The 13,646-nt window shown below is 45.3% G+C and carries 6 protein-coding genes and 2 pseudogenes; 6 read left to right on the top strand and 2 right to left on the bottom strand.

The annotated features are described in order from the left end of the window. Positions 1 to 644: 644 nt before the first annotated feature. Both JCM15124_RS06110 and glgP read left to right on the top strand, forming a co-directional pair. Positions 645 to 2,333, top strand: coding sequence for a glycosyltransferase (locus JCM15124_RS06110; protein ID WP_024998721.1), 1,689 nt, complete (start codon positions 645 to 647; stop codon positions 2,331 to 2,333). Between the two features lie 26 nt (positions 2,334 to 2,359). After that, positions 2,360 to 4,917, top strand: a pseudogene (glgP, locus tag JCM15124_RS13490) (alpha-glucan family phosphorylase). Positions 4,918 to 5,113: 196 nt separating this feature from the next. Here glgP and JCM15124_RS06100 read toward each other — a convergent pair. Next, positions 5,114 to 7,906 carry a TonB-dependent receptor gene (locus tag JCM15124_RS06100; protein WP_024998720.1) on the bottom strand — a complete coding sequence of 931 codons (2,793 nt, stop codon included), beginning with the start codon at positions 7,904 to 7,906 and terminating at the stop codon, positions 5,114 to 5,116. A 344-nt stretch (positions 7,907 to 8,250) separates the two neighbouring features. Here JCM15124_RS06100 and JCM15124_RS13485 point away from each other — a divergent pair. The 4 genes and pseudogenes from JCM15124_RS13485 to nhaA all read left to right on the top strand — a co-directional run bounded on the left by JCM15124_RS13485 (position 8,251) and on the right by nhaA (position 12,646). Next, positions 8,251 to 9,719 (top strand): annotated as a pseudogene (locus JCM15124_RS13485) (right-handed parallel beta-helix repeat-containing protein). A gap of 10 nt (positions 9,720 to 9,729) precedes the next feature. Continuing rightward, entirely contained in the window at positions 9,730 to 10,209 is a 480-nt protein-coding gene (gene cdd, locus JCM15124_RS06090; RefSeq protein ID WP_024998719.1) for a cytidine deaminase, read from the top strand. A gap of 135 nt (positions 10,210 to 10,344) precedes the next feature. Then, positions 10,345 to 10,545, top strand: coding sequence for a DUF4250 domain-containing protein (locus JCM15124_RS06085; RefSeq protein WP_024998718.1), 201 nt, complete (start codon positions 10,345 to 10,347; stop codon positions 10,543 to 10,545). A gap of 781 nt (positions 10,546 to 11,326) precedes the next feature. Beyond that, complete coding sequence (nhaA, locus tag JCM15124_RS06075; protein ID WP_024998717.1) at positions 11,327 to 12,646, top strand: Na+/H+ antiporter NhaA; 1,320 nt, start codon at positions 11,327 to 11,329, stop codon at positions 12,644 to 12,646. A 171-nt stretch (positions 12,647 to 12,817) separates the two neighbouring features. Here the strand turns inward: nhaA and JCM15124_RS06070 are convergent, their stop codons facing one another. Next, positions 12,818 to 13,342: an OB-fold nucleic acid binding domain-containing protein gene (locus JCM15124_RS06070; RefSeq protein ID WP_024998716.1), complete on the bottom strand. Its 525-nt coding sequence runs from the start codon at positions 13,340 to 13,342 to the stop codon at positions 12,818 to 12,820. Positions 13,343 to 13,646: the final 304 nt, after the last annotated feature.

Below are 13,646 nucleotides of genomic sequence, written 5' to 3'. Positions count from 1 at the left end.
ATAGTTCTTTTTCTTTTTGTTGCAGAAAATAGGTCATTTCTTTTTCAAAATTTATTTTTTTTGTTGCTAAAAACATGTGAGTTCGGCATAAGAGAGCAGGTTTAAGCAAGTAGTCTTACAGATGTTTTTAAGCAAATCCCCTGATGAAACAGTGAGCGTTTTTCTGTTTAACGTTGTAAAGATAATTCTGTTAAAAAGCAACAACTGCGTTTTGGCATTGCGAAAGCGGCTGTTTTGCGCTGCAAAACCTACGCTTTTACCGTGCAAAACAGCCGCTTTTGGAATGCGAAACAATAGGTTCTGTAATATGTTGATGCAGAATAAGTTACGCAATAGCTATGCTTGCGAAAAATATTTACGTCTTTATTATCTTCTTTTCACCCATGAATAACGTAAATTCAGTGTAAGAATTTAAGCCCCAAGATACTTTGCCTTTTTTTGATTATAAGCATATTAAATCATAATCAATTCTTTCTTTAAGTATCTTAATGAATAATATAGCGGTGTAGTTCTTATACCGAATTCACGTTAAAAACGTGATTTATATCATATTTTAAAGGTCAAAAGTCTTAAAATAATAGGTTTTGTTCTTTGTTATTCGTTTTTTATCTTACCTTTGCAAAGATTGATAAGTAGCGAAAGAGATGTTTCTGGATTTTATTTTTGAAGCAAGTTGGGAAGTATGCAACAAGGTAGGTGGTATCTACACAGTACTTTCCACACGTGCAAAGACATTGCAGGACAAGATGAGAGACCACGTTGTGTTTGTCGGTCCCGATTGTTGTAATGGAACAGAGAACCCTTATTTCACAGAAGATAAGGAGCTTTTTAAGGAATGGGTGGCAGTTGCAAACCACGAAGGCTTGACTTTAAAGGTCGGGCGGTGGAATGTTCCCGGCAGTCCGATAGCGTTTTTGGTAGATTTCCAATCTTTTTATGCCAAGAAGAATGGCTTCTACGGTGAACTTTGGGAACACTATGGCGTGGACAGCCTGCATGCTTATGGCGATTACGACGACTCCGCGATGTTTTCTCTTGCAGCTGCGAAGGTTGTAGAAAGCTATTACCGTTTCTACCTGCGCAACTGTAAGAACGTCATATTCCACGCCAACGAATGGCAAACAGGCTTCGCAGCATTGGTTTTGCAACACAATGTGCCCGAGATAGCCACACTTTTTACTACCCACGCAACGGGAATAGGGCGCAGTATAGCAGGTAACAACAAACCGTTGTACGGCTATCTTCAGGCTTACAATGGCGATCAGATGGCAGAAGAGCTGAATATGGAGAGCAAACACTCCATTGAAAAGCAAACCGCACATTATGTAGACTGCTTCACAACGGTGAGCGAGATTACCGCTTTAGAGTGTAAGGAACTTTTGGATAAGCCTGTAGACGTGGTGCTACCAAATGGTTTTGAAGACGATTTCGTACCGAAAGCAGCCGCATTCACCAAGAAACGCAAAGCAGCACGCAAGCAGTTGCTGCGCATAGCAGAGGCTCTCACGGGCACAACACTCGGCGACGATACACTCATTGTATCTACCGGTGGTCGTTATGAGTTCAGAAACAAAGGCATCGACGTGTTTATTGATGCAATGAACCGACTGAACCACGACGAGAAACTGCAACGCAACGTTCTCGCTTTCATAGAAGTGCCGGGGTGGGTGGCACGCCCTCGTGCCGATTTGCAGGAGCGTTTGGCAACCAACAACGTGTACGACACCGCATTGGAGCTGCCGTTTGTTACCCACGAACTGTACGATACGGACAGCGATAAAGTGCTGAACATGATGCGCCACTTAGGTATTAAGAATGCGCCGACCGACAAAGTGAAGCTGATATTTGTGCCTTGCTACCTGAATGGCAGCGATGGCATCGTTGATATGCCTTATTACGATGTGGTGTTGGGCAACGACCTCTGCATCTATCCATCGTATTACGAGCCTTGGGGATATACTCCGTTGGAGGCGGTAGCGTTTAAAGTGCCTTGCATAACAACCGACCTTGCAGGCTTTGGCTTATGGGCAAACCGCCGGAAGGGCAGATATTGCGAGATAACGGACGGTGTAAAGGTGATACATCGCACCGACGACAACTATTCGGAAGTGGCAGACAGCATCAAGGAAACGATAAAAGAGTACGCCGTAATGGACAAAAAGGCAGTCGATAAATGCAGGGCAAATGCACAAAAGCTATCGAAGAAAGCCCTATGGAGCGAGTTTATACACGCTTACGAAACTGCTTACGACATCGCAATAAAGAACCGCAACGCAAGAATAAATGCGAAACAACGAAAGCAAACGTATAGAACAGCAACGATTAACGCATAAAATATAAAAACAGAATAAATAAAATTATGAAAATTAAGTCTGATTATTCAAATGAACCTCAATGGAAAGAGGTGAATATTAAATCAAGTCTTCCAAAGGAATTGGCTTGTCTCGACGAGATAGCACACAACCTTTGGTATGGTTGGACACACGAGGCGCGCAGCCTTTTCACTCGTTTGGACGAAGACCTTTACGAGAAAGTAGGGCACAATCCGGTATTGTTGCTCGAACAATTAAGCTACGACCGCAAGGAAGCCATTGTTAAAGACAAAGACTTGATGAAGCGTGTGAAGGACGTTTATAAGATGTTTACCGACTATATGAACGTGAAACCTAACGCAAAACGTCCTTCGGTAGCCTACTTCTGTATGGAGTTCGGACTCAATCAAGTGCTGAAAATCTATTCAGGAGGTTTGGGAATGCTTGCAGGCGACTATCTTAAAGAAGCGTCAGACTCCAATGTAGACCTCTGCGCAGTGGGTTTCCTATATCGTTTCGGCTACTTCCGTCAGAGCCTTTCAATGGACGGCGAGCAGATAGCAAAGTACGATGCGCAGACTTTCAACTCCCTTCCTATCGAGCGTGTACTTGATGCTGACGGCAACCAAATGAGGGTTGAAGTACCTTATAACAACTATATAGTGCACGCATTGGTATGGCAAGTGAACGTAGGACGCATAAAACTCTACTTGCTCGATACCGACAACGAAATGAATTCAGAGTTCGACCGTCCTATCACCCACGCCCTTTATGGCGGCGATTGGGAAAACCGCATCAAGCAGGAAATATTGCTCGGTATCGGCGGCATACTCACTTTGAAGAAGCTCGGCATAAAGAAAGACATCTACCACTGCAACGAGGGCCACGCTGCACTTTGCAACTTGCAACGCCTTTGCGATTATGTTGAACAAGGTTTGACTTTCAATCAGGCTATGGAACTGGTGCGCGCTTCTTCGCTTTACACCGTTCACACACCTGTACCGGCAGGGCACGACTACTTCGACGAAGTGCTCTTCAGCAAGTATATGTCAGGTTATCCGGCAAAGTTGGGCATTACTTGGGACGAATTTATCGGCATGGGGCGCACCAATCCCGACGACCACAGCGAACGTTTCTGTATGAGTACCTTCGCTTGCAACACGTCGCAGGAAATCAACGGTGTATCTCGCTTGCACGGTTGGGTAAGCCAAAAGATGTTTGCACCGCTGTGGAAGGGCTATTTCCCCGAAGAGAACCACGTAGGCTACGTTACTAACGGTGTCCATTTCCCTACATGGGCAGCTACCGAATGGCGCAGAGTCTACAACAAATACTTCGATAAGAACTTCATGGCAGACCAAAGCAACGAGAGCATTTGGCATGCAATATACGATGTTCCCGATGCCGAAATCTGGGAAACACGTATGGCTTTGAAGAACAAACTTATTAAATATATCCGCGATAAGTTCACCCAGCAATGGCTTCGCAACCAAGGCGACCCGGCAAAGGTGGTTTCTATCCTTGAGAAAATCAACCCTAACGCATTGATGATAGGCTTCTGCCGTCGTTTTGCAACCTACAAACGTGCGCATCTTCTCTTCACCGACTTGGAGCGTTTGGAAAAGATTGTGAACAATCCGGAGCGTCCGGTGCTCTTCTTCTTCTCAGGTAAGGCACACCCGGCCGACGGTGCAGGTCAGGGATTGATTAAGCGCATCTTTGAAATTTCGCGTATGCCGCAGTTCCTCGGTAAGATTATCTTCCTCGAAGACTACGACATGGAACTTGCACGCCGCCTTGTTTCGGGTGTCGATATTTGGATGAACACCCCGACACGCCCATTGGAAGCCAGCGGAACATCGGGCGAAAAGGCAGAGATGAACGGTGTTGTGAACCTTTCAGTACTCGACGGCTGGTGGTAGAAGGCTATCGCGAAGGCGCAGGTTGGGCATTGCCGCAGAAGCGTACCTACCAAAATCAAGAGTATCAAGACCAACTCGATGCTGCAACTATTTACAGTTTGTTGGAAAACGAGATAACTCCGTTGTTCTTCAACAAGACCGAAGGCAAGACCTATTCGGAAGAATGGGTGAAGGTAGTAAAGAATTCAATCGCTACTATCGCACCTCATTACACCATGAAGCGTCAGTTGGACGACTACTATTCTAAGTTCTACAACAAGCAGGCAGAACGTGCTGCACGGTTGCACGCCAACGACAACCGCCTTGCAAAGGAAATTGCACTGTGGAAGGAGACCGTTGCCGAGCGTTGGGACAGCATCAATGTCGTAGAAAGCAACTTCGATTCGTTGCACAATGCTGTAACAGGCAAGGTAACAACCCTTACTTACACCATCGACGAACAAGGTCTTCAAGATGCAGTAGGTTTGGAATTTGTGATGCTCGACAGCAATCCTACCGACGATGTAACCATTCACAAGGTGCTTCCGTTCAAGCTTGTAAATACCGACGGCAACCTCTACACCTTCCGATTAGACTTCGATGCTTCTGATGCAGGTGCTTTCAAGTGTGCCGTTCGTATGTATCCTAAGAACGATTTGCTGCCACACCGCCAAGACTTCTCATACGTTAAGTGGCTCGACTAATCAGCTTCTGACACGTAAAATATATGCAAGCCCCTCTTGAGCAGACGCTCGAGAGGGGGCTTTGTTTAGGTTTCTTCATTTCTTTACACGTAGAAAAATATTTCTTTACGTGTAAGTAAATATTTATCTACACGTAAAGAAGAATTTATTTACATGTAAATAAATTGCGCCGAAGGCAGTTTTGCTGTGCATTACACTATTCCTTATTTTTCTTTCCCTTCGCATCGAAGTGGTAATTGAAGGTTAAAGAAACGTAGTGGTGCTGTATTTCGTTCCATTTTTCGGTGCGACTCGATGAGTTTACATCGAGAGAATAGTTGCGGTTTTGGTTCAGAATATCGTCGAAACTTAAGCCAATCCAACTCTTGCTCTTCTTCCAAACGTAGCGAATGTAGCCCTCCCAGAGTATGCGGTGGCGGTTCAGTTCCTGTGCAAGATAGCCTGTTGTGGCTTTGTCTTTTATTTCGCTGCTTATTTCCCAGCCCTTCCACTTCACTGTTGTGCGCAAACCGTAGGCGTAGCGAATAGGTGTGTTGTTGTATTGGCTTGCCAACGAGTATCTGTTTCGTTGCAAATCAATTTCTCCGAAGAGGCTTGTTTGCAGCCAATCGCTCTCATACGACAGTTCGGGATTTGATGTGAAAGTGAACATTTTCAGCTGGTTTTGTTCTTGTGCGGTATGTTCGTTGAAGGCAGCAAGGTAGCCATACGACTTCTTGAAATGCGCTTCCGCCTTGTTCGAGAAGTGTATGTAGTCGCCAAAGCTCTTGTCGAAGGTCAGTTCTGCGAACCAATCGTTTCCGCTGCGCACGTTTTCGCTGTGGCTGCGGTACACTCCTGTTTGCGAGTCGAAGTCGTAGACGGTTGCTATCGGGTTGATAATGTGTGTGTAACCCACCTTGAAAAGGAACATTGCCTGCTGCTTTCCCAGTGTGGCAACATAGTTTAGCGAGGTTGTGTGCTGATGACTGCGTTGCAGGAAAGGGTTGCCTTCCACTATCCAAAATGGGTCGGTATCGTCTCGGTAGCCCAAAGTTGAAAGCAGTTCGGGCAGTTTTGTTGTGTAGTTGAAGGCGAAATCGAAGCGGTTGCTTTTATTTATTTTCCACTTTATGAGCATTTCCGGCGTCCACGTATTGCTGTTGCGGTGTGCCACGGTGTCCAGTCGTCCACGCTGATAGTTCAGTTCTTCCCGGTTTAAATTGAAGTCTATTTTAGGAATAAACTGCCAGTTGCCCACCTTGTAGGCCAGTCCTACGCTGCTTGTTGTATTGGTTTCGTGCTGCTTACTGCGATAGCTGTTTGCCGCATCGAGCACGCTTGCGGGGTCGTTTTCAATCTTTGAAGCGATTGAAGAACTGTAAAAACTCTGCCGAATGGTATTGTTTCCTGCCTTGAACTTCTGCGAGGCTTTCAGCAAGAGGGCATCGTTGATATGGTATTCCAACGTTACCTTGCCGTTTGCCTCTATGTTATGGTAGGGCGCACGGCTGTATTGATAGAGCGGCGAAGCTGTTCCTTTGCTTATATACTCCAACTCGCGGTGGGCGTCGAAGCGGTTATTGCCATTCCCATACGAAAGAGTGGTGTTGATTTCCAACTGTGCTTTCTTGCCGATGAAGTGTCTCCAGAGGGCATAGAGTTGCATTTCTCCACCTTCGTTGATGCGTTGTTGGTACGACCGCTCCCTGTTAATGATGTGCCGATAGACAGCGTCGCCGTGCCCTGCGCTCAAAGCCAAGTCTAAAGGAAAGTCGCCGTAAGGCTTTGTATCGGTGTCGAAGCGTGCGCTACCGGTCTCGGTGTTGTTTCGTTCCAGTTTGTAGTTGAACGTAAGATTGACTCCCAAGAAGTTCTTTTTATCGGTGTACGAAACCAAATCGGCGCGCACTTCGGGTGCTATTTCGTGGTTATAGTGTTTCTTTCGGTCGAGGCTCCACGTCGTAATATTGTTTGGCGAGAAGTATTGCGCAGCTTCGTAGTCGGTTCCCCAGCCGTCTTTGTGATTGAAGTTGGAAGTAAAGGCAATGTAGTTTGTTTCCTTTTCGAGTGCAGTGAAATTATGCTGATAGCCTAAGGCGGCATTCTGCGCCTTGCCGAAATAGTCGAAGTCTCCGTTTTCCCACCAGTTTGTACCCACCTTCTGATATTGGTTTATGTTGTTGGCATCGAGGTGGAACATTATCGGATTTTTATCACTGAGTTTTGAAGAACTTATGGAAGCTTGATAGTTCTTGGGCGATTGCACCCTTGCCTTTATGTCGCCATACCATTTATCCATAAAGCTCGCCTTTATTTTAATATCCAGAACTTGGTCTTCCTTGCCGTCGTCCTTGCCCGAATGTTTGGCAAAATCGCTTGCTTTGTTGTAGCTTTTAATGTTCTGAACGGCTTCGGCAGGCAAATCGGCAACTATTCCGCTGCCCCCGAATATATCGCGTCCGTTCATTTGGAGGCGTAAAGGTTTGTTGTTCCAATATAGTTTACCGTCCCTTTTTGTTACTCCGGGCAGCTTCTCTATGAGTTCTTTCAGTCGTGCACCTTCGGTTAGCTTGAATGCGGCGGGGTTAAACACAATCGTATCGCCCTGTATGGTGAAACGTTTCGCCTTTGCAGACACCAAAACTTCGTCGAGTACAACGTCCGACGGTTTCAGTCTGAACTCTCCCAACTTTATGGTGTCGGCAGTTGTACCGCTTCCGCAGTAGGCTCTTTTCTTTGTGCTGTGGTAGCCTAAAAGGCTCACCGTTACGGTCATTCGCCCTTCGGCATAGCATCGATTGCTGAAGTTGCCCAACGAATCGGTAGTGGTAGAGTTCCAATATGTAGATTCACCCCTCTTGCAAACTATCTGTACTGAGGCCATTGCCAGCGGTTCGCCGGTCTTGTCGTCTACGACTTTACCCGTAACAATGTCTGCACTTACTAATGTTGGTATGCTTGCTAATAGTGCAAGTATAAAGCTGAATAAACATTTCTTTCGTTTCATGGACGCTGTTTATTTATTGTTCAGATTGTTTTATAATTATAATTGAATTGCAAAGGTAATAGTTTTTTTTGATATTCGTACATTTACCCCCCTATTTATTAAAATATCTTAATATTTAAATGATGCTTTTGGAATGCGAAGCAATAGGTTTTGTAATGCGCTGGCGAATAGACAGTTAGATAATAGCTGAGTTTGTGAAAAATATTTACGTCTTTATTATCTTCTTTTCGTTTATGAATAACGTGAGTTCGGTGTAATAATTTGAAGACGAAGATACTCTCCTGTTTGCTTGTAATTTTATTATAATAATGTAATAAGTAGTGTTTTTCTGCGTTATTATACCAATGGAGAAGTTTAGAATACTTGCATATATGCTGCTGTTGGCTGTTGTCGGATTGGTAACGGCTTGCAACGACGACGATACTTTTACGACGTCGAAAAGCAATCTGTTGGCATTTTCAACAGATACGGTGCGCCTTGATACTACGTTCTCGAAAGTTCCAACCCCTACAAAGACATTTTGGGTCTACAATCGGTCGGGCAATGGCATACGCCTTGCCAATGTTCGGTTGGAGCAAGGCAACCAAACGGGATTCCGAGTGAATGTAGACGGCATCTTCTTGGGACAGGCAAACGGGTATCAGGTAAACGGACTTGAGGTGCGAAACAAGGACAGCATTCGTGTCTTCGTGGAACTTACAACGCCCAAGAACGGCAAAACCGACCCGCAGTTGGTGGAAGACAACCTTGTGTTTACACTCGAAAGCACCGTGCAACAGAAAGTAAACCTGAAGGCTTACAGTTGGGACGCCGAACTTTTGAATAACATTGAGATAAAGCACGATACCACCATACAAAGCCAAAAGCCATTGTGGTGCAAGGAGGCATTAAGGTGAACGAGGGGGCAACGCTTACCATTGGCGCAGGAACCACCCTTTATTTCTCGAATAAGGCGGGCATTGATGTGCACGGACAGCTGAAAATAGCAGGAACAGCCGACAAGATTGTTACGCTGCGGGGCGACCGTTTGGACTATATGTTCGACTATTTGCCCTACGACCGTGTGAGCGGACAGTGGCAAGGCATTCATTTCAATACGTCAAGTTACGACAACGAAATAGAGTTTGCCGATATTCATTCGACCTACAATGGCATTGTGTGCGACTCGTCGAGTGTCGAGCGTTCTACGCTTTCGCTCCGTCGGAGCACCGTACATAACTGTCAGGGGTATGGTTTGCTTGCTACCAACTGCAAAATAGACATCAGCAACAGCCAAATAACAAACACGTTGAAAGACTGTGCTGCCTTCTTTGGCGGCGACATAACGTTGAGCCATTGCACCCTTGCGCAGTTCTATCCTTTCGACGGAAACCGTGGTGCAGCGTTGCGGTTCGGAAACAGTAACGACGGAAAGCAATACACGCTCCAACAATTCAATGTTTTCAACACCCTTATAACGGGGTATGCCGAAGACGTGATAATGGGTGCTTTCACCGATGAAGCCGCTCAGAACTTCAAATTCGACCACAGTATCCTGCGCACCATAAAGCCAAAGGAACTCGATGCAGCCAAGTATGTCGAAGTGGTGTGGGAAGAAGCTGCCGACACGGTGCAGTCGGGAGAGAAGCATTTCTGTAAGATAGACGGCAACAAGCAGGCTTACGACTTCCATCTTTCCGAGAAATCGAAAGCCCGCGATATAGGTATTGCTTTGCCCAATGGCATCAGTGCCACCGACCACGACGGCTTTGCACGCGACGAGAAGCCCGACATAGGTTGCTATGAATATAGACCCGAAAAGAAGAAAGACTAAGAAATAGCTTATGAAGCAAATTGATATAAATATTAAAATAGGTGTCTGCCGGTTGGAAGAACTGTCTGCCGACGAGCAAACGCTTATAGCAACGGCAATTGAAGCCACCAAAAACAGCTATTCGCCTTACAGCCATTTCAGCGTGGGAGCAGCCTTGCTGTTGGAGAATGGCGAAATGGTGATGGGCGCAAACCAAGAGAATGCAGCCTATCCGTCAGGACTTTGTGCCGAGCGTTCGGCTGTTTTTGCAGCGCAAAGCACACGCCCCGACCAACCCATAAAGGCGTTGGCGATAGCTGCACGCAATGGCGGAGGACTGATGAAGCAGCCTATTGTGCCTTGCGGAGCATGCCGACAGGTGGTATTGGAAATAGAAGACCGCTACAAACAGGCTGTTCGTATCTTGCTTTACGGTACGGAAGGTGTTTATGTTATCGACACCATTAAAGACTTGCTGCCTTTGCAGTTTGTCGGAAAATCAATGAAATAAACCAATAATGTCCCATTTGCATTGTCATTTGGGACATTTCTTATAATCAGAACTTATTGGCAGGGCTGCAAGAAATAGGCTTTTGAGGCTTTTTGTTGCTACGTTTTGCCAATGCAGAATACATATTTTAGTCTTATGGAAAAATTACCCAACGACCCCGCAATCCTTGTAAGTGCAGTGAACATGCTCTTGCGCGACGAGGAATTTGATACGCTTTCATCGCTCTGCTACTATTTCAACGAAACGCCGGAGCATTTGCAAACCCGCCTGAAAACGGCAGGATTCGTGTATAGCGAGCGGCAAAAGCAGTTCCGCCCCATCGGTTACGACGAGTAACGATAGGGCAGGCGTGTGGTAGAAGCAGTACGGAAGAGCAGGAGAAATGAACGAAAAGAATGTAATAAAACCGTAAATATTTTTCGCAAGCGCAACTATCGCTTAACCATCTGTCCGTCAGTGTATTACAAAACCTATTGTTTTGCGTTCCAAAAGCGGCTGTTTTGCACGGTAAAACCGTAGGTTTTACATCGTAAAACAGCCGCTTTCGCAACGCCAAAACGCAGTTATCGTTTTTTAAGAGAATTATCTTTACAAAGTTAAGCCGAAAAAACGCCCACTATTAATTATGGAAAGCAACGCCACTGCTTATCTGTTTTATCGTTTCTTCCTCGTTTTTTTTGTCGGGCAGCGCATTGAAGTAACCCTTCACTGTCTGCCAAAATGATGTGTTATTCTGTTCCGTATATGTTGTTTTGTAGCACAAATATACAACTTAATTCTGAACAATAACAATTGAATAGCAAACATTCCGGCAGCAACCAATACTTGAAAAAAGCTATAAAAGAATAAGATTAAATGTTAAAAATGAAACGATAAAGCCCTTTTACTCTGCTTTTGTAATATTTTTAACGTATCTTTGTACTTGTAAAAGTAGAAAAACTCCACCTTGTTAGTGGCATTTATGCTTGATTTTTTAGGCAGTGAAACATTATGAGAGTACGTTGAAGTACAGAAAAAGCTGAGCAAACGGAACGGATAACAGGCTTGGTTTCTACACAGAAACTTGCTTAAAACTATGCGTGTGTTTATTACGAACAGGATAACATTTATATAATATATGAGAGAAAACTATCAGAAGAATATCGAAAATCACCTCATCATTCCCGCCATGCAGTTTTTGCAGCGTGAGCGTTCGAGCGGTATTGTCTTGGCAATCTTCGTCGTTTTGGCGTTGGTATTGGCAAATTCGCCTTTAAGAGAGGACTATTCCCACTTCCTTGAACATCATTTTGGCTTTATCGTTGATGGGCAGCCGCTGCTGAACTTCAGTGTAGAGCACTGGATTAACGACGGTCTTATGTCGATGTTCTTCTTCGTGGTGGGGCTGGAACTAAAGCGAGAGTTTGTCGGCGGTGAGCTTCGCGAACTCCGTAAAGTTACGCTGCCTGTGGCTGCAGCCATCTTTGGCATGCTGTTTCCCGCAGGAACCTATCTTCTTTTCAATTGGGGAACGCCCGTAGCGCATGGCTGGGGAATTCCGATGGCAACGGATATAGCTTTCGCCTTGGCGGTTTTGTACATACTCGGCGACCGTGTACCTATCTCGGCAAAGGTTTTTCTGACTACGCTGGCGATTGTCGATGACCTTGGTTCGGTGCTTGTTATCGCGCTGTTCTATACTTCTCACATCTCGTTTAGCAGTTTGGCGGTGGGCTTAGCCTTCCTTTTGGTTATGTTTATCGGCAACCGCTTGGGCGTAAAGAACATTTGGTTCTATGGCGTATTGGGCATTGGAGGCGTGTGGGTGGCGTTCCTGACGTCCGGTATCCATGCTACGATTTCCGCAGTTCTTGCTGCGATGGTCATTCCGGCAGACTCTCGTATTCCCGAAACAGCCTTTATTGCCCGCATAAAAAAGCTTACAAGGCAGTTTGAACAGGCAGAACCGAACGATGTCAGAACGCTCGAGCCTGAGCAATTGGAAATTCTTGCAAAGGTAAAGAACGATTCTGTACAGGCAATGCCACCGCTTCAGCGTCTCGAATATGGGCTTCACCCCTTGGTTTCGTTCGTTATTATGCCCATTTTTGCGCTGGCGAATGCAGGAATATCCTTCGTTGATATGAACTTTACAGTGCTAAGTGCCAACAACGTAGCGTTGGGCGTGATAGCCGGTTTGCTGTTCGGCAAGCCTTTAGGCATTGTCTTTGCCGTGTGGGTAACGGAGAAGCTGGGACTCGGAAAGCGTTCGCGGTCTATGACGTGGCGCACTGTTGTAGGCTTGGGATTTCTCGCTTCCATCGGTTTCACGATGTCAATGTTTGTTACGATGCTTGCTTTCAATTCGCCCGACAATTACATTCAGGCGAAAGTTGGTATTTTCGTAGCGTCCATCATTGGCGGAATGGTTGGCTATCGGCTATTGAAAAAGAAATAAACAGCAGCCATATAAAAGCCCCACCGAAAGGTTACAGTCGGTTGTCTATAACCTTTCGATGGGGCTTTTTTGTAAGTCTAAGTTGCTTTATCCTCTTTTATTCCCTTCTTTTCACTCATTAAATAGGCTATCACCGCTAAGTAACAACTGTTTTTAAGTTGCGCTGTGCGCTTACTTCAGAACGTCGTACGATGTGGCTTTCACGAAGTAAATGGGGTAATAGTCGGTTTTGTTGGCAGCTATCCACGCCTGCATTTTCTTGTAATTGCTCATTACGTTGTTGCATCTTTCTACGTTCATGCAGTCCTCTTTCTCCAATTCGGCTGCTATTTCCTTCTCTTGTTTGTCGATGGTTTCCTTGCTGATGCGGTGTTCTGCAACAATTCCTTTCGCGCCAATCTGCTTTCCTATCAAGTCGGTGCTGAACTTTTCGATGTTGCCATTTGCATCGGCGAACACCTGAATCGTCTTGTTCTCGTCGCCGGTAGCAAGAAACACCTTCTTTCCGGAGTTATGGCAAACATGCGTAACCTTGCCTTTTACATATACTTCCTTGCCTACAAGCCGGGCAGCTTGGTCCAATAGCTCGTCGGAAGTGAGGGTTGGAGGTTGCGCTTCCATGCTTTTTCTACTTGTTTGTGCGTTCGCCGATGCAATGGTTGCTATCAAAGCGAAGATAAATAAAATTCTTTTCATTGTTGTTATACGATTATAGTTGTTTGCAAATAGATGTCTGAAATTAATCGCCTACATCTTTTTTATTTTGTTTTACCATAGGCGTTGCCATCTGCCTTTACACCTTTTCCGCACCATTCTTTCGTCTCTCGTCAGTTGTGTAGCCTGCTATGCAACCTCTTCAAGCCGGCAGACCGGCTGAAATACAGACCTGAGTGCGGTACCAATTAATTATGTCGCCTACTTGATTGCAAAGATATGAACTTTTGTTTTATGTGGCAATACTCAATAATAATGAAAAAACGGTTGAAGAAACGCTATATTC

The organism is Prevotella falsenii DSM 22864 = JCM 15124 (genome assembly GCF_000613945.1).
GTDB classification, from domain to species: Bacteria; Bacteroidota; Bacteroidia; order Bacteroidales; family Bacteroidaceae; genus Prevotella; species Prevotella falsenii.
Note: the sequence above shows the minus strand (reverse complement) of the source record. Positions and strands in the feature narration are given on the sequence as shown.